The organism is Allobosea sp. OK403 (genome assembly GCF_900113835.1).
Lineage (GTDB): Bacteria > Pseudomonadota > Alphaproteobacteria > Rhizobiales > Beijerinckiaceae > Allobosea.
The window spans coordinates 20,936-39,267 of the sequence record NZ_FOQV01000006.1; the positions used below are offsets into that span (position 1 = coordinate 20,936).

18 protein-coding genes are annotated in these 18,332 nt (G+C 64.3%); 6 read left to right on the top strand and 12 right to left on the bottom strand.

Going from position 1 to position 18,332, the window contains the following annotated elements:
• Window positions 1–46: 46 nt before the first annotated feature.
• From BMZ97_RS19570 to BMZ97_RS19580, 3 genes are read left to right on the top strand one after another with little or no spacing between them, the layout of a single operon-like run.
• The gene (locus tag BMZ97_RS19570; RefSeq protein ID WP_092173455.1) at window positions 47–1,468 is read left to right on the top strand and encodes a flagellar hook protein FlgE; all 1,422 of its coding nucleotides are present in this window, start codon (window positions 47–49) and stop codon (window positions 1,466–1,468) included.
• A 58-nt stretch (window positions 1,469–1,526) separates the two neighbouring features.
• Window positions 1,527–3,395 carry a flagellar hook-associated protein FlgK gene (gene flgK / locus BMZ97_RS19575; RefSeq protein ID WP_092173458.1) on the top strand — a complete coding sequence of 623 codons (1,869 nt, stop codon included), beginning with the start codon at window positions 1,527–1,529 and terminating at the stop codon, window positions 3,393–3,395.
• A gap of 11 nt (window positions 3,396–3,406) precedes the next feature.
• The gene (locus tag BMZ97_RS19580) at window positions 3,407–4,924 is read left to right on the top strand and encodes a flagellin (RefSeq protein WP_092173461.1); all 1,518 of its coding nucleotides are present in this window, start codon (window positions 3,407–3,409) and stop codon (window positions 4,922–4,924) included.
• Window positions 4,925–4,945: 21 nt separating this feature from the next.
• Here the strand turns inward: BMZ97_RS19580 and BMZ97_RS19585 are convergent.
• From BMZ97_RS19585 to BMZ97_RS19625, 9 genes are all read right to left on the bottom strand, one after another.
• Window positions 4,946–5,697 (bottom strand): IS5 family transposase gene (locus BMZ97_RS19585; protein WP_244546507.1). Its coding sequence is split into 2 segments (ribosomal slippage): window positions 4,946–5,380 and window positions 5,383–5,697, totalling 750 coding nucleotides; the frame shifts between segments, so codons are not numbered across the junction.
• A gap of 791 nt (window positions 5,698–6,488) precedes the next feature.
• Complete coding sequence (gene flaF / locus BMZ97_RS19590) at window positions 6,489–6,860, bottom strand: flagellar biosynthesis regulator FlaF (RefSeq protein ID WP_092173464.1); 372 nt, start codon at window positions 6,858–6,860, stop codon at window positions 6,489–6,491.
• On the bottom strand, window positions 6,844–7,236 hold the full coding sequence (gene flbT, locus BMZ97_RS19595) for a flagellar biosynthesis repressor FlbT (RefSeq protein WP_092173468.1): 393 nt from the start codon (window positions 7,234–7,236) through the stop codon (window positions 6,844–6,846). Before flbT ends, flaF begins: the two co-directional genes overlap by 17 nt.
• 49 nt (window positions 7,237–7,285) lie before the next feature.
• Window positions 7,286–8,632 carry a flagellin N-terminal helical domain-containing protein gene (locus BMZ97_RS19600; RefSeq protein ID WP_092173469.1) on the bottom strand — a complete coding sequence of 449 codons (1,347 nt, stop codon included), beginning with the start codon at window positions 8,630–8,632 and terminating at the stop codon, window positions 7,286–7,288.
• Window positions 8,633–8,864: 232 nt separating this feature from the next.
• Window positions 8,865–10,184: a flagellin N-terminal helical domain-containing protein gene (locus BMZ97_RS19605; protein WP_092173472.1), complete on the bottom strand. Its 1,320-nt coding sequence runs from the start codon at window positions 10,182–10,184 to the stop codon at window positions 8,865–8,867.
• A 259-nt stretch (window positions 10,185–10,443) separates the two neighbouring features.
• The gene (locus tag BMZ97_RS19610) at window positions 10,444–10,872 is read right to left on the bottom strand and encodes a hypothetical protein (RefSeq protein WP_092173474.1); all 429 of its coding nucleotides are present in this window, start codon (window positions 10,870–10,872) and stop codon (window positions 10,444–10,446) included.
• A gap of 158 nt (window positions 10,873–11,030) precedes the next feature.
• Window positions 11,031–11,519, bottom strand: coding sequence for a hypothetical protein (locus BMZ97_RS19615; protein WP_092173477.1), 489 nt, complete (start codon window positions 11,517–11,519; stop codon window positions 11,031–11,033).
• Complete coding sequence (locus BMZ97_RS19620) at window positions 11,506–11,862, bottom strand: rod-binding protein (RefSeq protein WP_092173481.1); 357 nt, start codon at window positions 11,860–11,862, stop codon at window positions 11,506–11,508. The genes BMZ97_RS19615 and BMZ97_RS19620 overlap by 14 nt, the downstream gene beginning before the upstream one ends.
• A complete protein-coding gene (locus tag BMZ97_RS19625) occupies window positions 11,862–12,926 on the bottom strand; it encodes a flagellar basal body P-ring protein FlgI (protein ID WP_244546522.1) in 1,065 nt (354 codons plus the stop codon). The genes BMZ97_RS19620 and BMZ97_RS19625 overlap by 1 nt, the downstream gene beginning before the upstream one ends.
• 297 nt (window positions 12,927–13,223) lie before the next feature.
• On the opposite strand from BMZ97_RS19625, the gene BMZ97_RS19630 reads away from it, so the two are divergent.
• Window positions 13,224–13,631, top strand: coding sequence for a flagellar assembly protein FliX (locus tag BMZ97_RS19630; RefSeq protein WP_244546508.1), 408 nt, complete (start codon window positions 13,224–13,226; stop codon window positions 13,629–13,631).
• A 239-nt stretch (window positions 13,632–13,870) separates the two neighbouring features.
• Here BMZ97_RS19630 and BMZ97_RS19635 read toward each other — a convergent pair whose 3' ends face one another.
• The 3 genes from BMZ97_RS19635 to BMZ97_RS19645 form a co-directional block, all read right to left on the bottom strand.
• Complete coding sequence (locus BMZ97_RS19635) at window positions 13,871–14,416, bottom strand: 2,4'-dihydroxyacetophenone dioxygenase family protein (RefSeq protein WP_092173484.1); 546 nt, start codon at window positions 14,414–14,416, stop codon at window positions 13,871–13,873.
• 112 nt (window positions 14,417–14,528) lie between these two features.
• Window positions 14,529–15,263: an SDR family NAD(P)-dependent oxidoreductase gene (locus BMZ97_RS19640; protein ID WP_092173486.1), complete on the bottom strand. Its 735-nt coding sequence runs from the start codon at window positions 15,261–15,263 to the stop codon at window positions 14,529–14,531.
• A gap of 101 nt (window positions 15,264–15,364) precedes the next feature.
• Window positions 15,365–16,198 carry a hypothetical protein gene (locus BMZ97_RS19645; RefSeq protein ID WP_139221264.1) on the bottom strand — a complete coding sequence of 278 codons (834 nt, stop codon included), beginning with the start codon at window positions 16,196–16,198 and terminating at the stop codon, window positions 15,365–15,367.
• A gap of 213 nt (window positions 16,199–16,411) precedes the next feature.
• Here BMZ97_RS19645 and BMZ97_RS19650 point away from each other — a divergent pair, with 213 nt between their 5' ends.
• Together BMZ97_RS19650 and BMZ97_RS19655 are read left to right on the top strand one after the other, a co-directional pair.
• Window positions 16,412–17,626: an NADP-dependent isocitrate dehydrogenase gene (locus BMZ97_RS19650; protein ID WP_092173491.1), complete on the top strand. Its 1,215-nt coding sequence runs from the start codon at window positions 16,412–16,414 to the stop codon at window positions 17,624–17,626.
• Between the two features lie 173 nt (window positions 17,627–17,799).
• On the top strand, window positions 17,800–18,261 hold the full coding sequence (locus BMZ97_RS19655) for a GFA family protein (RefSeq protein ID WP_092173494.1): 462 nt from the start codon (window positions 17,800–17,802) through the stop codon (window positions 18,259–18,261).
• The last annotated feature ends 71 nt before the right edge of the window (window positions 18,262–18,332 follow it).

Here is an 18,332-nt window from a genome sequence, read left to right on the forward strand (position 1 = left end):
CGATGTTGTGGGGCGCTGATCGTGCGCCAGTCGAGGTGAGGTTGCCATGGGTGTTTTCAGTGCGTTGACGACGGCGGTGTCGGGTCTCCAGGCGCAGTCCTACGCGCTGGAGAACATTTCCGGCAACATCGCCAACTCGCGGACGGCCGGGTTCAAGCGCGTCGATACGACCTTCTCCGACTTGATCCCCGATTCGGCGCTGAACCGCCAGATCGCGGGCTCGGTGGCGGCCTACAGCCAGGCGACCACGACGATTCAGGGCGATCTCTCGGCGACCAAGATCGACACCAATGCGGCGATCAATGGCGACGGTTTCTTCGTCGTCGACCAGCGTCAGAGCGGCCTCGGCAGCAACACGACCTTCTCCAACTCAAACCTCTACACCCGCCGCGGCGATTTCGATTTCGACGCCAATGGCTATCTCGTCAATGGCGCCGGCTATTTCCTGAAGGGCCAGAAGATCGACACGGTCACGGGGCAGGTAATCGGCAGCGACCCCCAGGTGCTGCGCATCACGCAGGAGCAATATCCGGCGAAGGCGACGACCTCGATCGAATACAGCGCCAATATCCCGGCCTATCCGGCGACGACGCGCTCCGACAAGACCATCCCGGGTTCCGAATTGCTTCAGCCGGCTGCCTCATACACTGCTGGATCGGATCCGCATTCGACGACCACGGGCGGCAACGGCGTCGTCATCGGCACCGACCTGACCAACTTCCTGGCCCAGTCGATCCAAGGCGGCTCGGCAACGGTCTACGACTCACTGGGTAAGGCGACGAGCGTCGATCTGCGCTGGGCCAAGGTCTCCAATGCAGCCGCTGGACCGCCGGCCGTTGCCGACACCTGGAACCTGTTCGTCGCAGAAAACACCAGCGCCACAGGCGCGACGGTGGCCTATCGCAACGCCAATGTGGACGTCACGTTCGACACAGCCGGCAAGATGACGTTGCCCGCGAGCGGCAACATCCTGCTGCCGACCATGACGATTGCCGGCACGACGATCAGCTCGGCGGCGAACCCGATCAACCTCACCACCAACGGCGGCGCCAGCCTGACGCAGAATGGCGATGTCAGCGGCGAGATCAATGCCCGCAGCATCCGCCAGGACGGCTACACCGCCGGCACGCTCGACCGCGTCTCGATCTCGGCTGCGGGGCAAGTCGTCGGCACTTTCAGCAATGGTCAGGTCAAGGCGCTGGCGCAGATTGCGACCGCTCGCTTCAACGCCGGCAATGCCCTGAAGCGGCTGGATGGCGGCGCCTTCGCGGAGACGATCGAGTCCGGCGCGCCGATCGTGGGCCTGGGTACCTCGACGCTCATCGGCGGCAATGTCGAGCAGTCCAACACCGATATCGCCGACGAATTCTCGAAGATGATCGTCACCCAGCAGGCTTATTCGGCCAACACCAAGGTGATCACCACGGCGCAGGACATGCTGCGCGACGTGTTCGCCATCATCCGCTGAAGTCTCGCAAGGAGTTGACGCGGCCCAGAAGGGCCGCGGGTGACGACAGGAGTTGACGATGGGCCTCACCACTTCCCTGAACACTGCGGTCGCCGGCCTCAACGCCACGCAGATCGGCATCGGCGTCGTTTCGCAAAACGTCTCCAATGCCGGTACGGCGGGCTATGTCCGCCGTCAGGTCTCGACCACGGACACGCTGGCCGGCAATACGGTCAGCACCGGCAGCACCGCGGTTCAGCGCCTGCTCGATGTCATCGTCCAGCGCCAGCTCTGGCAGTCGACATCCGGCGCTGCCTATAGCTCGACGCGCTCCAATGCGCTGTCGAACCTCGACCAGCTCTTCGGCCAGCCAGGCAGCACGACGGCGCTCGATTCAATCTACAGCAATTTCACCAGCTCGCTGCAGTCGCTGCAGAACGATCCGTCGTCTTACAGCCTGCGCACCGGCGTTCTCGACGCAGCCAATCAGCTCGCCGGGCAGTTGAATACGCTCTCCGACGGTGTTCAGAGCTTGCGCTCGCAGGCTGAAGCCGGGATCGCCGACGGTGTCACCAAGGTCAACTCGCTGCTGAATTCGCTGACCTCGATCAATGCCAGCATCGTCGGCAAGCCGAATGATACGGGTACGGCCGATCTCAAGGACCAGCGCGACCGGGTCGTCGCCGAGCTGTCCCAGTATGTGGACATCAAGACCACCGAAGACGCGCAAGGGTCGCTGAGCATCACGACCAGCTCGGGCACGCAGCTCTTCGATGGCCGACCCGCCGCGACCTTTTCCTTCGACGAGCATCAGGGAATAAGCGCGGGATCGCAGTGGAGCTCGGACCCGACGAAGCGCGGCGTCGGCACCATCACGATGACCGACAGCTCCGGCAATGCGCGGGATGCTATCGCCAATGGCACGTTCCGCTCCGGCGCGATCGCGGCCAATATCGAGTTGCGCGACAAGACGCTGGTCCAGGCCCAGGCGCAGCTCGACGAGATCGCCGCGCAGATGTCGAGCGCGCTGTCGGACCGTGAGGTCAAGGGCACGGCGGCGACGTCGGGCGCCGCGACCGGCTTCGATGTCGATCTCACCGGGCTGCAATCGGGCAATACGGTCACGCTCGACTATCAGGTCACGCCGGGCGGCACGACGCAGCGCTTCACCTTCGTGCGGGTCGATCAGGCCTCTTCGCTGCCCCTGCCGGCCTCCGCCAGCGGGGACGCCAACAACCGCGTCGTCGGCATCGATTTCTCCGGCGGCACCGCCTCCGTCGCGGCCCAGATCCAGGCTGCCGTCGGCACGAACTTCACCGTTTCGGGCTCAGGCTCGACGCTCACCATCCTCGATGACGGCGCGGCCGGCACGCGCGATGTCCTGGGCGTGACCGCGCGGCCGACCAATTCGGTGCTGTCCTCGGCGGGCGGCGCGGCGGAGCTGCCCTTCTTCGTCGATGGCGCGCGCGGCAACGCCGCCTATACCGGCTCCTATGACAACGGCTCCCAGCTCGTCGGCTATGCCGGGCGGATCGTGGTCAACCCGGCGCTGATCGCCGACCGGTCCAAACTCGTCGCTTACGACACCACGACCGCGGCGGGTGACACGACGCGGCCGCAGCTCATGCTGCAGCGACTGACGCAGAGCCAGCGCGCCTTCACCAATGCGACGGGCTTCGACGGCTCGACCGCGACCAGCAGCCAAAGCATCACCTCCTTCGTCCAGCGCGTGGTCAGCTCCACCGGCCAGGCGGCGGACACGGCCAAGCGCCTCGATCAGGGCCAGCAGGTCGCGCTGGCTTCGGTGCAGAGCCGCTTCCAGGCCACCTCTCAGGTCAATGTCGACCAGGAAATGTCGACGCTGATCGAACTCCAGACCGCTTACGCCGCCAATGCGCGCATCATCTCGACCATCAAGGAGATGATGGACGTGCTGATGAGAGTGTGAGGACCTAGACGATGACCATCACCTCATATGGTACAGGCGCCTATCGCTCGGCCAAGCCGAATGAATTCGTCTCGACCCGCGGCCAGCTCGACGACCTGCAGCGCCAGCTCACGACGCAGAAGCGCAGCGAGACCTATGGCGATCTCGGCATCGCGCGCGGCACCAGCCTCGACCTCAACTCCAAGATCTCGTCGATCGATTCCTGGCTCTCGGGCATCCAGCTCGCCGACGTCAATCTCAACCTCCAGACCCAGGCCGTCCAGAATTTCGCGACGCTGACCAACGAGACCAAAAACGATGTGCGCTCGAACAGCTATGTCGCCAGCGCCAGCGGCCGCTCGGCGCCGCAGGTCCTGGCCGAGGAAAAATTCAAGCAGACGCTCGATCTGCTCAACACCAATGTGAACGGGCGCTACCTGTTCTCGGGACGGACTTCGGACGTGCAGCCGACGGTAAGCTATTCCGAGATGATGGATGGCGACGGGGCAGGGCGCGCCGGATTGAAGCAGCTCGTCTCGGAGCGCAAAACAGCCGATCTCGGCACCACGGGCCTCGGACGCCTGACGGCGGCAGGGGCGGGCACGACGGCGACGATCGCCGAGGAAATTCCGGCCCAGCCCTATGGCTTCAAGCTCGCCGGCACCTCGACGGATTCAGCCGCTCTGGTGCCAACCTATAATGCCGGCCCACCGGCGGATATCGCCGTCAATGTCGTCGGCCAGCCTCTGCCGGGCGAGAGCCTGCATATCAAGCTCAATCTGCCCGACGGCACGCAGCAGGATGTGGTCCTGACGGCGCGAGCGACCGGAACGACCGGCAATGCCAATGACAGCTTCGAGATCGGCGTTGACGCCAATGCGACGGCGGCCAATCTGCGCGCCTCGATCACAGCCGCGCTGGGCACGCAAGCCGCGACGACGCTGTCGGCGGCCTCGACGGTGGTCGCGGCCAAGAACTTCTTCGATGGCAGCGTCACCAACCCGCCATTGCGCGTGCCGGGCCCGCCCTTCGACACCGCGACCGGCGCTCCGGCGCCCGGGACCGCGGCGAATACGGTGATCTGGTATCAGGGCGATGACGGCACGGACCCCGCCCGCAGCACCGCGACAGTGCAGGTCGACAAGAACCAGGTCGTGGGCACCGGCGCGCGCGCCAATGAGGAGGCCTTCCGCGTCGGCCTTGCCCAGTTCGCCGCGCTCGCGATCGAGACCTTTCCCGCGACCGACACCAATTCGCAGGCGCGCTATGACGCGCTGACCGAGCGGGTGAGCAACAATCTCGGTTTCGGCGGCAGCGTGCAAAAGCCTGCCGAGATCATCACCGAACTGGGCACGGCGCAGAGTTCGCTGGCGGCGGCGAAGGATCGCAACGAGACCACGAAGAATTATCTGACGACGGCTGTTTCGGGCGTCGAGAATGTCACGACCGAAGAGGTCGCCACGCAGATCCTGGCGCTGCAGAACCAATTGCAGGCGAGCTATCAGGTGACGTCGATCCTGTCGAAGCTCAACTTGACGAACTACCTCTGACCTAGGCTCAGGACTCATTGATTAGAGCCAGAAGACGACGGTTGCAGCGATGCAGATGGCGGACATGAAGGCGTGTGCGCAGCGATCATAGCGGGTGTGGATGCGGCGCCAGTCTTTGAGGCGGCCGAACATGTTCTCGATTTTGTGTCGCTGACGGTAGAGGGTCTTGTCGTAGTCGATCTGGATTTTGCGGTTGGCCTTTGGCGGGATGCAGGGCGTGATCCCGCGTTCGGTCAGAGCCTGGCGGAACCAGTCGGCGTCGTAGCCCTTGTCGCCGAGCAAGGTCTTGGCCTTGGGGAGGGCGTCGATCATGAGGGCGGCGCCCTTGTAATCGCTCATCTGGCCCTCGCTGAGCAGCATGACCAGCGGTCGCCCACAGCCATCGCAGACAGCGTGCAGCTTGGAGTTCAAGCCGCCCTTGGTGCGGATACGTCGGGGAACAGCCCCTTTTTGAGCAGGCTGGCCGCCGTCCGGTGAGCCTTGAGGTGGGTGGCGTCGATCATCAGCTGATCTGGCTTGCCGCCCGTGGCCGCCAGCGCGGCGAAGATCTTGTTGAACACGCCCAGCCGGCTCCAGCGGATGAAGCGGTTGTAGATCGTCTTGTGCGGGCCGTAGTCCTTGGGAGCGTCGCGCCAGCGCAGGCCGTTCCTGATCACGAAGATGATCCCGCTGATCACCCTGCGGTCATCAACCCGCGCAACCCCGTGGGACAACGGGAAATACCGCTCAATCCGACGCATCTGCGCCGTCGAAAGCCAAAACAGATCACTCATGGCCGCGCCTCCTCGCACCGCCAGTGAATCAGCCGCCATCACACTCCGCAACCAATTTAATAGGTCCTGAGCCTAGAGAAGGTCGTCTTCGCTCGGAGCTATAGAGTCATCCCGGGCGTGGCGAAGCGGAGGCCCGGGATTCATCGTAGAGTTCTGGAGCGCTCCGATCGATGCCGGGACGACATTCGGTCGCCCAGGATGACGGCAGGGCTCGGGGATAACAGCCTTACTCGTCCCCGTTTCCGACAGAGCGCGGAACCTCGACGGAGAACCCTCTCCCGTAGGGAGAGGGCAGGGTGAGGGGTCGGCCGTTTCCCGCATAAGGCTCGCTTGAGCAGCGGTGAGGTCTGCACCCCGCTGGTCCAGGGGCCGACACCTCATCCCTGCCCTTCTCACTGACCTCGGGCATGCCCGAGATCAGCACTCAAAGTGTCGAAGTCGGGTAAACCCGACTTCGATGCAGGAGAAGGGTTCCCCGCGCCCTTCGCTGTAACCGCAACGCGATCCGAAGGATCGAGCCCGGAACCCCGAACCGATATCGCTGTTTGGGAAGGCACGGGTAGCCGGCTGGTGTCACGAGGGCACGTAGCGGTTCTGGGTTCCGGGCCTCTGTGGAGTTTATCCTTGGGCCCATCGAAAATCGGGCGAGGGCTCCGCCCAGGATGACGCCGAGTTTCCGAGCACGCACAGCATGCTCGAGCGAGCCGTGGCGCTAAACAAAACAGGCGTCGCCTTGTTGGGGCGACGCCTGTTTCGTTTTCTGCGAGGTGGAGAAGACCTGAGGAGCCGCTTCAGCGGCCGCGCAGGCCCGCAGCGATGTCGCGATTGATGTTGATCAGCACGCCGAGCGCTTCTGGAGCAGGTTGGGCGGCAATGCGAAAGGTCTGGTTGAAGATGAAATTCGCCAGGGCGAGGATGTTCTGCTTGATGCCGACGGGCAGTGGGTTGTCCTCGGCGATCACAGCCGAGACCAGCAGGGTCCAGAGCTTGCGGTTGTAATGAAGGGCCTCGTCGAGATCGCGCGCGCGCTCCGTCCAGTCATCGGCGATCGCCTGGAGCCGCATGGCGGCCTTGATCAGCAGGGAGGCTTCGAGTTCGCGAGGGGAGACGGTGGCTTGGGCCGTCTTGGCGGCGGAGGCGTACGCGTTAAACCCGTGTTGCATTCTCGATGAGTTCCGCTTCGTAGGCGATCAGCTTTTTTGCTGCCTTCAGGGCTTTGTACAGATCGCCACTTAAGATGCGGTTATTGATCTCATGAATATGCGACAGAGAACTTGGTGCTGCCTGGACGAAATCGCGCACCAGCTCGAAATAGATGTCGTGCTCGCGCGTCGGATCCTGCGCGAGGTACATGAGCTGGATGGCGAGGTAGATCTTCTTGGCCGGCGTATCGGCGCTGGCCGCGGTGAGGATATCCTTCTCGCGCAGGATCGGCGCGTCGCCATCGATGAAGAAGCGCGTGCGCTGCTCGTCGTTGCGGATCACCACCTGGCCGATGATGATGCGCTCATTGGGCTTGAGTTCGACCTTGAGGGCCATAGCTGTCCTGCCGTCTGGCTGCGGGAAGGGCGGTCGGGCGACCGGGCTCTTACTGGAAGAGCCGCAGCACGCCCTGGTCGGCCTGGTTGGCGAGCGAGAGCGCCGTCTGCGAGAGCTGCTGGCGCGTGTTGAGCGCCAGCAGGCTGGCGCCTTCGGCGTTCGAGTCGGCCGCGACGAGGTTGTCGGCGCCGGTCGTCAGCGTGTTGGCCAGGTTCTTGGTGAAGTCCTGGCGGGTCTGGACGACCGAGAGGCTCGAGCCCAGCGTCGATGAGGTCGAACGCAGGGAGGTCAGGGCGCCCGTCAGCACGTCGGCCATATTGTTGAGTTCGGTATCGTCCTGGATGTTGAACTGGCCGGTCACGGCCGTGCCGCTGACGGCCTGGCTGATACCAAGATTGGCTGCGGTGATCGTCTGGCCCTGAACGTCGAGCTTGGCCTGGTTGGTGCCGGTCTTCTCGTTGAAGATGATCGAGAGCTTGTCGCCGGCGAGCAGATTCTTGCCGTTGAACCCGGCGTCCCTGGCCAGCTGATCGATTTGCGAGGTTAGGTCATTGAACTGGTTGATCAGGTTCGAACGAACGGTCGAGTTACCGGTCGCTGAGAGGCCGGTGGTGGCGTCTGCGGCCGCAAAGCCGAGCAAGGCATTCTGGCCGCCCGCCTGTGCGTCCGTCAGGGCTGCAGCTGCACTGGTGCCGGCGCCGACGCCGATCTTCAGGGTGCTGGAGCCCGCGCCAGTGACGTTGAGCTTGCCGGAATCGTCGATCGATGCCGTCGCAATGCCGGATTTATTGATCTCGTTGACGAGATCACGAACCGTTGCGGTCGGACCAAGCGATGTGGACGTGAATGTCGTGCTGCCGGCGGTGATCGTCAGAGCAAGGTTGGTGGTCGTAGACGCGATGCCGACGTTACCATTGGCTGTCGAACCTGCCGGCAAGGTCCCGCTGCCGACGGCGGCGTTGTTGGTGGCAGTGGCGTCGTTGTCGACCAGTGCCTTGTCGAGCGTGACATCCTTGAGGCTCTTGTTCGTGGCGACTGTTTCAACTGTCGTTGCCAGAGCCGTCCCGACCTTGGTCGGGCGGTTGGCGGCGGCGTCGGCCTGGGCTTGCTTGATGGTTGACTGGAGCTGTTGAACCAGTTTGGCAATTGCGTCCACGCCCTGAGAGGCCGCTGTAATCGTCTGGATGCCGTTGGAAATACCGTCCAACAGGCCGGTCAGCGCACTGGATCGATCGCTCAGGCCCAGAGAAGTGAAGTAGTTGACCGGGTTGTCGATGGCCGAGTTGACCTTCTTGCCCGTGGAGAGCCGGTTCTGGATCACGGACTGCTGGTCGCGGGTCTGCTGGAGAGTCAGAAGATTCTGCCTGACGCCACTGGTGAGAATCGGATTGGCCATCGTTCGGTCCCCTACAGCGCGATTCAGCGCTTGCGTGGTTTGCTCTGGACCGAAAATGCTTTGTTAAGGATAACAAAACGTTAATAGCGCGGTGTTTCCGGACGTTTCTCGTTCGCTTAGTCCGAGTCTGCGTTTCGGGGAGAGAAATGGAAAAGGCGGCGGAGCTTTCGCTCCGCCGCCTCTTGTCTTCGGCCCACATTCTGTGGGCAAGCCCGCTTCTGCGGACGAAGGATCAGAACAGACGCAGGATCGCCTGGTCGGCCTGGTTCGAGAGCGACAGGGCCGTCTGCGACAGCTGCTGGCGGGTCTGCAAAGCAAGCAGGTTGGCGGCTTCCTGGTTGGTGTCGGCGGAGACGAGGTTGTCGGCGCCGGCGGTCAGGGTGTTCGACAGGTTCTTGGTGAAGTCCTGGCGGGTCTGCACCGTCGACAGGCTCGCGCCCAGCGAAGACGAGGTCGAACGCAGAGTGGTCAGCACGTTGGTCAGGTTGTCGGAGGCAGTCGACAGAGCCGAGTCGTCCTGGATGTTGAACGAGCCGGCCGGGGGGACCGTGGCTGTGCTGGCCTGCTGGATGCCCAGGTTCGCCGAGGTGATCGTCGAGCCCTGAACGTCGAGCTTGGACTGCTGCGACCCGGTCTTTTCGTTGAACACGATCGACAGCTTGTCGCCGGCGAGCAGGTTCTTGCCGTTGAAGCCCGCGTCCTTGGCCAGCTGGTCGATCTGGCTGGTCAGATCGTTGAACTGGTTGACGAGGTTGGAGCGGACCGTCGAGTTGCCCGAGGCGGCAATGCCGGTGGTTGCATCCGCCACGAGCAGGCCGGCGGAGACGTTGAGCGTGCCGGCTGCCGAGTCGGTCGCAGCGAGCGCAGCTGAAGTACCCGAACCGATACCGACCTTCAGCGTGTTGGAGCCGTTGCCGGTGACGTTGAGCTTGCCGGCGTCGTCGACCGAGGCGGTCGCGATACCCGACTTGTTGATCTCGTTGACGAGGTCACGAACCGTACCGGTAGCGGAAAGGGCAGCGGTATAGGTCGTGTTGCCGGCCGAGATCGTCACGGCGAGGTTGGTGTTGGTCGAGGTGTCGATACCAAGGTTACCAGCATAGGCGGCGGTTGCCGTGTTGGCGGTGGCGCCGTTGTCGTCGGCCAGCGACTTGTCGAGGGTCGTGTCCTTCAGGCTCTTGCTGTTGAGGGCAGTTTCGGCAGCGGTCGAAAGAGCCGTGCCGGCCTTGGCGGGACGATTGGCGACAGCGTCGGCCTGCGCCTGCTTGATCGTCGACTGCAGCGACGACACCAGCTTGGTGATCGAGTCGATGCCTTGCGAGGCAGCGGTGATCGTCTGGATGCCGTTCGAGATGCCGTCGAGGTTCTTCGTCAGCTGGCCGGCGCGGTCATTCAGGCCGGCAGCGGTGAAGAAGTTGACCGGATCGTCAACGGCAGAATTGACCTTCTTGCCGGTGGAGAGGCGGTACTGGGCCTGGGCGGCGTCGGACTTGACCGAGGAGAGCGAGCCGAGGGCGGCGCGAACGCCAGAGGAAAGCGAAATGGTGGACATGTGACTAGTACCCTTCTGGGATGATGCCTTCTGGCGTCGCGATCATTCTGGCCGCGACACCGGGACACTCGTCCGCCAGCTCGTAACAAGCGGTAAATTTCTGCCGTCGAATTGTGCAGGAATGCGCTGAAGGCGGAGCGTGGTTAATGGGGCGTCAATTCCGCTCGAACCGTGAATCGAGGCCCATCGGTCGGGTCCAAACGAAAACCGCCCGCTTGGAGGCGGGCGGTTCAAAGCGGGCTTGTTCCTGGCGGCCTGGTCAGGCGGTGCGTTCGACGGTGTGCGCCGCGGCCTCGCTGGCCTCGCGGGCCAGCTCGGCGAGCTGGCGGTTGTAGACGCGCAGCTTCAGCGTCGCCTCATCGGGCACCTGCTCCGTCGTCTCGCCCGTCTGCAGGTTCCTCTTCTGCAGGACAAGGCTGCGCGTCAGCGGCTCGATATAGAGATGGCTCTCGATCACGTCGCGCGAGGCTTGTTCGCCCTGGCGGTTGGCCGCATCGCGCTCGGCGCTGGCCTGGGTCTTGCGATCCTGCGTCCGGATCTCGATCCGGACGGCCTCGCCCGCCGACTGGACTGTCTGCTCCGGCGGCAGCTCGACCGTGACGCTGCCTTTGGCCGCGACGACGTCGGAGCGCGGGATGATGTTGACGCCGGCTACTCCCGTTACCCTCGGTACGTTGCCAAGATCCATAGCTTCACTCCTTCTGGAGCATCTCACGGCGCCGATGCGCCGCGTCCCGTAGCAAGGCCGGCGCGGGACATGCCGCGCCAGCTGCGAACTATCGCAGTCAAACTTGAACGTGACGTTAGGGAATTAGGTAAATATTGATGGTTTACGTGGCAGCCGCTTCAGAGCCGCCGCGAAACCACCAGAGGCCCGGCATTGGGGCGCGCGAAGGCGCCGGCGCCGACCGTGGAGGCCGGGCCATAGCCGGCGGCGCGCGAGGGCTTGCCGGCATCGCTCGCGAGATCGCGCACGATCGATTCCGAGACGGCGCGGGCCGTGGCCAGGACGAGCTGGTTGATGTCGATCAGCGCCTGGAAGCCGACATGGGCGAGCTTGAGCCGCGTGACCTGGTCGGGGGCGAACCGCGCCAGTGCGACCGCATTGAGCTTCACCTGCTCGACACCGCGCATATAGATGCCGGCAAGCTCGGCCTTGCGCGGCTCGCGCGTCATCGCCTCGGGCAGGCGCCCGGCGCGGACGAGTTCGGTTTCCTCGCCGACGAGATGAGACAAGGCGCTGAGCGCCTCGAGCACCGCTTCGATCAGCGCGCGGGCTTCGAGCGGCGTCGAGATACGCGGACGCTCGTCGAGAATGCGCTTAGCCACCGACATGCGTCGCTCCGCTGCTTTGTTCTTGGACCTTGAGCAGGTCGCGCATGATCTGGTCGGAGAGGCCGACGCCGCCGGCCTTCTGCAGCTGCTTGGCGTATTGCTGGCTCAGCATCGACTTATAGATGCCGCCGCCGGTGCCGTTCTCGCCGAGCGGGCCCTCGGTGCCCTCGGGGGTGGCGAGGAGACGCTCCGTGGTCTGTTCGAGGAAGACGGTCTCGAAGTCGTCGGCCTGCTTCTTGGCTTTGGCCTTGGCGGGGTCGAGCGCGTTCTTGACGCTGTCGAGAACGCTGCCGGCGGTATTCAGCGCCAGCTTTGCGGCGGGGATTGCAAGAGCAGCAGTCATCACATCACCTCGATTTCTGCCTGGAGAGCGCCGGCCGTCTTGATGGCCTGGAGAATGGAGATCAGGTCGCGCGGGCCGATGCCGAGCGCATTGAGGCCGTCGACGAGCTCGGCCAGCGTCACGCTCTCGCGGACGAGCGCCAGCTTGTTGCCGCCTTCGGTATCGACCTTGACGTTGGAACGCGGCACCACGGTGGTCTGGCCGTTGCTGAGCGGGGCGGGCTGGCTGACCTGCGCCTGCTCGCTGATCGTGACCGTCAGGTTGCCCTGCGCCACGGCGACGGTGGAGACACGGACATCCTTGCCCATCACGATGATGCCGGAGCGCTCGTCGATGACGATGCGGGCGAGCTGGTCGGGCTCGATCTTGAGCTGCTCGATATCGGTGAGCATCCGGATCATGTTGCCTTGGAAGCGCGCCGGGATCTGGAGCACGATGGTCGAGGGGTCGGTCGGCTCGGCCGCATCGCCGCCGAGGAAGTCGTTGATGGCGGCGGCCATCCGGCGCGCCGTCGTCAGATCGGGATTGCGCAGCGAGAGCCGCAGCGTCTTGAGCTTGTTCAGCGCGAAGTCGATTTCGCGCTCGACGAGGCCGCCATTGGCAATGCGCCCGACAGTCGGCACGCCGCGGGTGATCTTGCTTGCCTCGCCCTCGGCCGAGAAACCGGCGATCGCGACCGGCCCCTGCGAGACCGCATAGACCTCGCCATCGGCGCCGAGCAGCGGCGTCGCCAGCAGCGTGCCGCCCTGCAGCGACTTGGCGTCGCCCAGCGCCGAAACCGTGATGTCGAGCCGCGTGCCTTGCGTGGCGAAGGGCGGCAGGTTGGCGGTCACCATCACGGCGGCGACGTTAGCGGTGCGCATATTGGCGCCGCGCGTATTGACGCCGAGCCGTTCCAGCATCGCGGTGAGCGACTGCTTGGTGAAGGGGGCGTTGTTCAGCGTGTCGCCGGTGCCGTTGAGGCCGACGACGATGCCGTAGCCCAGGATCTGGTTGGTGCGGACGCCCTCGACAGAGGCGAGGTCCTTGATGCGGGAGAGCGCCTGCGCCGGCCCTGCCGCCATGACGATGCCGAGCGCGAGCAGGGCCGCGACGGGTGTCAGCAGGGTCTGGAGGGCTGGCAGGCGAAACATGAATGCACCGGCAAGAGGGCAGGGATAGCGCTGATGCCCTGCGATCCCCGTGCCAGTTACGGGCAAATCGAAAGCCATTGTTTATCAATGTTTTGGGAATTGGTGGCATGGTCGGGGGTGGCGCATCCTTGCCGCCATTCCTGCCGGCCCGGCAGTTTCTGCCGGGTGGTTTACCGGTTGTTAACCACGCAACGCCCTAGTCTTCTGGCACCATTTCGCGAGGCCGCCATGATCCGGATCGACCAGCGCGCGCCCGTCACCAATGCCGGCCAGGCCAATACCGCCCGGCGCAGCGGGGGGGCGGCGTTCACGCTTCCAACCGAGGAAACCGCGACCTCAGCGCGCGGACAGGCCGTGAGCTCGACCAGCGGGCTCGAGACCCTCATTGCCGTACAGGCTTATGAAGAGCCCCTGGAACGCAAGAAGCGCCAGGCCAAGCGCGGGCATGATCTGCTCGACGGGCTCGACAAGCTGAAGGCGGCGCTGCTCTCGGGCCGCGTCCAGATCTCCGAGCTCGAGAATTTGAAGACGACGCTTTCGCTGCGGCGCGAGATGACCGACGACCCGCGCCTGGACGATGTTCTGGCGCATATCGAATTGCGGGCGGCGGTGGAGCTGGCCAAGCTCGGGCGGTAGCAGTTTTCGCGGTCCGTCATTCCGGGGCATGGCGCTGCCATGGGCCCGGCCCCGTGACCACGAGGCGTCTCCAGTTCGTCATGCTCGCCCTTGTGGCGAGCATCCACGTCTTGAACACAGGCCTCGACCAGCGAAGACGTGGATGGCCGGGACAAGCCCGACCATGACGGTTAGCGGGTGTCCATGGGTTCCGGGCTCAGGCCTGCGGCATGACCGGGAGGTTTAAGGCGCTTGCCGTCTCAGCGGATGAACTGATCCGCGTAATCCGCTCCAAGCCCGTTGCTGGCATAATGCGCCCGGCACTTGTCGAGGCGGGTGAAGACGTCGTCATAGCCGAGGCATTTGCCGTCGGGATCGACATAGATCATCGCGCCATTGACCTGGAACATGGTGATCATTTCCTCCGTCTCCGGGTCGACCACCAGCGTGTGGGTCTCACCTGGCGCCTCATAGACATAGGCGCCTTCGGTCGCGACCCAGTCATGTTCGAGATAGCGCCACTGGCCCTTCAGCACATAGCCATGCACCGGCTGGGGGTGGCGGTGGCGCGAGAGCACGCCGGAGCGGCGCACGCGCAGCAGGTTCATCCAATAGCCGCGCGTCACGGAGAGGCAGAGCGGCCGGAACCAGACATTGTCGTCGACCGGCACCCAGACGCGTTCATCGCTGGGAATGACGTTCGGCACGATCAGCTCAGGCGGGGAATCCTTGGGCTGGGGATGGCGATAGGGCGTCCAGCGCTCGGCATCCGAGGCGATGACGGGAATGGGGCTGACCTTGTTCATGGCGTCTCTCCGGTTCTGACATCCTGATTCAAGTCGCTGCCGACCTGATTCCGCAAAGCCCGGCATCTTATTGCGCCGGTTGGTGTTTTTGTCGTCGCGCTGCGTGCGCTGTTCAGACCGCGAGATAGCCGCCATCGACAGGCAGGATCGCGCCCGTGACGAAGGCCGCCGCGTCCGAGAGCAGGAAGGCGATCGCGCCGCCGACATCGCCGGGCTCGCCCCAGCGGCCCATCGGTGTGCGCGCCAGGATCGGCGCCGAGCGGGCGGCGTCCTCGACCAGCGGCTTCGTCAGCTCGGTTGCGATCCAGCCCGGGGCGACCGCATTGACGCGAATGCCCTCAGTCGCCCAGGCCGCCGCCAGCGATTTGGTGAGCTGGCCGATCGCGCCCTTGGAGGCGGAGTAACCCGGCGCATAGGCCGAGCCGTGGAAGGTCAGCATCGAGGCGATGTTGACGATCGCGCCGCCGGCCTTGCCCTGTGCCTTCGCCGCCAGCTTGTCCTTTGCCGCGAGGCACATCCGCATCGTGCCGTTGAGGTTGACCTCGATCGTCATGCGGAAGGCGTCGATCTCGAACTCCTTGCCGTTGCGCTGGATCATGCCGGCACAATTCACCAGCGCGTCGAGGCGCGGGCACAAGGCAACGATGCCTGCGACCTGTGCGTCGCTGGTGACGTCGAGCTGCGTGTGGCGGATCGCGGGATGGGGCGGGGCGACCGCAACCTCCTCTGAGGTCAGTCCGGTGGCGAGAACCTCGTAGCCGGCCCGGGCAAGGGTGAGCGCGGCTCCCGCGCCGATGCCGCGCGTGCCGCCGGTGACGAGGGCGAATTTGGAAGATGAGCTGTCCATGGCGGCGTCAAGCTAAAGCGGCCGGCGCAAAGGGGGAAGCTCGTGGAAGGCAGGGCAGGGGCTCGTCAATCGAGCGGGTCTTATTAATCGAGCGGGTCTTATTAATCGAGATTGTATTTCAGGCGCAGCATGGCGGTGCCGCGCGTCTCGAAATCGCTCGCGACGAGCGGCATCTGCCGGGCCAAAGCGACATCGAGGGAGGCCTCCCAGGGCAGGTCGGCCAGGGCGGCGAGATTGGCCGAGAGCTTGACTTCAGGCACCAGGGTCGAGTGCGGGCCGTCGCCGGGAGCGAAGACATAATTGCCGCCCATGCTCACTTGCGAGGTCATGGTCAGGTGCTCGAAGAGCTGGTGGCGATAGCCGACCAGCAGATTGGCATTCTGCTCGGGATTGCCGAGGACGCCGCTGCCGCCGCCCGTCGAGATCGTCCAGATAAAGCCCGGACCGGCATTGGCGATCGGGCGGGCGAGCCGCCAGTCGATTCGGGCGTCGCGACCTCGCTCATCTCCACCAGGCGCGATCAGCCTGGTGGAGACCGAGGCAATATCGGCGCCGAGCTTGAAGCCGACGGAGCGTTCCGGTAGCGCGCCGGCCATGGTGCTGCGAGCGGCAAAGCCCTTGCGAATGATGTCGACGGGAATAGGCGCGCGGGCCTGGCCATGGGCGTTCGAGGTGGCGATCTGTGCCGCGAGCCCGGTCAGATCGGGTTCGAGGAGGGCGGCGCTGGCGTCACTGACGCTGTCCTGCCGGCCTTGGTCGAGCGCGTCTCCGGGAGCTTCGAAATCGAGCGCCGGCTTGGGGATCGGGATACGGGGGCTGTAGGGCAGGCCCTCGTCGGCCTGTACGGCGCCAGCCATGACGAGTGCGGCTCCAGCGACGCCGGTGCGCATCCAGGCGAGCGGGCCAAGGCGAAGTCTGCGATGGTGGTGATGCATGGTGGTCGCCCCTGCGCGATGACGATCAGCAAGCAAGGCTAGAACGGGACCGTGCAATTTTTGCGGCAGTGCAGCATCGACTTCGAGGCATTCGCCCAAAAGCCGTGCTTCCCCCTCGCCCCCGAACCCGCTAGGAAGCGCGCAGCCGCCTGCCGCGTGCTTGCTGCAGGCCGGAAACGTTCCAGTCTGGCCAGCATCAGGGGTCGAAATCACATGAGCAAGATCAAGGTCGCCAACCCGGTCGTCGATATGGACGGCGATGAGATGACCCGCATCATCTGGCAGAAGATCAAGGAGACCTTGATCTTCCCCTATCTCGACCTCGAGCTGGATTATTACGATCTCTCGGTCGAGAACCGCGACGCCACCGACGACCAGGTCACGATCGACGCCGCCAACGCCACCAAGAAGCATGGCGTTGCGGTGAAATGCGCGACGATCACGCCCGATGAAGGCCGTGTGAAGGAATTCAACCTGAAGTCGATGTGGAAGTCGCCCAACGGCACGATCCGCAACATCCTCGGCGGCGTGATCTTCCGCGAGCCGATCATCTGCAAGAACGTGCCGCGCCTCGTGCCGGGCTGGACCCAGCCGATCGTCATCGGCCGCCACGCCTATGGCGATCAGTACCGCGCCACCGACTTCAAGTTCCCCGGCAAGGGCACGCTGTCGATCAAGTTCGTCGGCGAGGACGGTGCGGTGATCGAGAAGGAGGTCTTCAAGGCTCCCGACGCCGGCGTTGCCATGGCGATGTACAACCTCGACGATTCGATCCGGGATTTCGCCCGCGCTTCGCTGAATTACGGCCTGATCCGCAAATACCCGGTCTATCTCTCGACCAAGAACACCATCCTCAAGACCTATGATGGCCGCTTCAAGGACATCTTCGAGGAGATCTACCAGGCCGAGTTCAAGGCCGAATTCGACAAGCTCGGCATCACCTATGAGCATCGCCTGATCGACGACATGGTCGCCTCCGCGATGAAGTGGTCGGGCGGTTATGTCTGGGCCTGCAAGAACTATGATGGCGACGTGCAGTCCGACACCGTCGCGCAGGGCTTCGGCTCACTCGGCCTGATGACCTCGGTGCTGATGACGCCGGACGGCAAGACCGTCGAGGCCGAGGCTGCCCACGGCACGGTGACGCGCCATTATCGCGAGCACCAGAAGGGCAAGGAGACCTCGACGAACTCGATCGCCTCGATCTTCGCCTGGACGCGTGGCCTTGCCCACCGCGCCAAGCTCGACGGCAATGCCGAGCTCGCCAAGTTCGCGACCCTGCTGGAGAAGGTCACGGTCGACACGGTCGAGGCCGGCGACATGACCAAGGACCTGGCGCTGCTGGTCGGCGCGGAGCAGAAGTGGCTCTCGACCACCGGCTTCCTCGACAAGGTCAGCGACAACCTGCGCAAGGCGATGACTGCCTGAGGCGTTAGAGCCGTTTCCGATCCAATTGGATCGTTCAACAGCTCCTGCCCTTTATTTTAACGCGTTTTCTTCACGCGAACCGGTGTCCACTTCGCTCGAAAACGCGCCAGCGCGACTTGTCGCCACTTTCAAGCCCGGCCAGATTGGCCGGGCTTTTTCGTGGGGATCCCATTATGGCCAAGACACTGACCGTGACCGGAGGCTGCCAATGCGGCGCGGTGCGCTATCGGCTCGAACAGCCGCCGTCCAAAGTCTCGATCTGCTTTTGCCGGATGTGCCAGAAGGCTGTCGGGGGCTATTTCGGCGCTTTCGCCAGCTCGGCGCTCGATGATCTCGTCTGGATCAAAGGGCAGCCCAACATCTTCGCTTCCTCCGAGGCGGCAGAGCGCGGCTTCTGTTCGTCCTGCGGCACGCCGCTGAGCTTCAGCTATCGCGGCAGCGGCCGGATTTCGGTCACCGCCGGCAGTCTCGACGATCCGGCGGGCCATCCGCCGACCCTGGCCTATGGCGTCGAGGGCCGCATGCCCTGGTTCGACGATCTCTGCCGGCTTTCCGGCACGAGCACCGAGGACGATATCCCGCCGGACGAGATCGCCCGATATCGTTCGCGCCAGCATCCCGACCACGAACTCTGATGGGGGCGGGCGCGAGAGCTTATACTAACGGCCTTTGAGATCGGCTCATGGCTGAGGCTCGGCCTTCATTC

Bases quoted from the DNA above. Each gene is read 5' to 3' on its own strand.
- BMZ97_RS19570 (WP_092173455.1), top strand. From the start codon at position 47: ATGGGTGTTTTCAGTGCGTTGACGACGGCGGTGTCGGGTCTCCAGGCG.
- flgK (WP_092173458.1), top strand. From the start codon at position 1,527: ATGGGCCTCACCACTTCCCTGAACACTGCGGTCGCCGGCCTCAACGCC.
- BMZ97_RS19580 (WP_092173461.1), top strand. From the start codon at position 3,407: ATGACCATCACCTCATATGGTACAGGCGCCTATCGCTCGGCCAAGCCG.
- flaF (WP_092173464.1), bottom strand. From the start codon at position 6,860: ATGCAACACGGGTTTAACGCGTACGCCTCCGCCGCCAAGACGGCCCAA.
- flbT (WP_092173468.1), bottom strand. From the start codon at position 7,236: ATGGCCCTCAAGGTCGAACTCAAGCCCAATGAGCGCATCATCATCGGC.
- BMZ97_RS19600 (WP_092173469.1), bottom strand. From the start codon at position 8,632: ATGGCCAATCCGATTCTCACCAGTGGCGTCAGGCAGAATCTTCTGACT.
- BMZ97_RS19605 (WP_092173472.1), bottom strand. From the start codon at position 10,184: ATGTCCACCATTTCGCTTTCCTCTGGCGTTCGCGCCGCCCTCGGCTCG.
- BMZ97_RS19610 (WP_092173474.1), bottom strand. From the start codon at position 10,872: ATGGATCTTGGCAACGTACCGAGGGTAACGGGAGTAGCCGGCGTCAAC.
- BMZ97_RS19615 (WP_092173477.1), bottom strand. From the start codon at position 11,519: ATGTCGGTGGCTAAGCGCATTCTCGACGAGCGTCCGCGTATCTCGACG.
- BMZ97_RS19620 (WP_092173481.1), bottom strand. From the start codon at position 11,862: ATGACTGCTGCTCTTGCAATCCCCGCCGCAAAGCTGGCGCTGAATACC.
- BMZ97_RS19625 (WP_244546522.1), bottom strand. From the start codon at position 12,926: ATGGCGGCAGGGCCGGCGCAGGCGCTCTCCCGCATCAAGGACCTCGCC.
- BMZ97_RS19630 (WP_244546508.1), top strand. From the start codon at position 13,224: ATGATCCGGATCGACCAGCGCGCGCCCGTCACCAATGCCGGCCAGGCC.
- BMZ97_RS19635 (WP_092173484.1), bottom strand. From the start codon at position 14,416: ATGAACAAGGTCAGCCCCATTCCCGTCATCGCCTCGGATGCCGAGCGC.
- BMZ97_RS19640 (WP_092173486.1), bottom strand. From the start codon at position 15,263: ATGGACAGCTCATCTTCCAAATTCGCCCTCGTCACCGGCGGCACGCGC.
- BMZ97_RS19645 (WP_139221264.1), bottom strand. From the start codon at position 16,198: ATGCATCACCACCATCGCAGACTTCGCCTTGGCCCGCTCGCCTGGATG.
- BMZ97_RS19650 (WP_092173491.1), top strand. From the start codon at position 16,412: ATGAGCAAGATCAAGGTCGCCAACCCGGTCGTCGATATGGACGGCGAT.
- BMZ97_RS19655 (WP_092173494.1), top strand. From the start codon at position 17,800: ATGGCCAAGACACTGACCGTGACCGGAGGCTGCCAATGCGGCGCGGTG.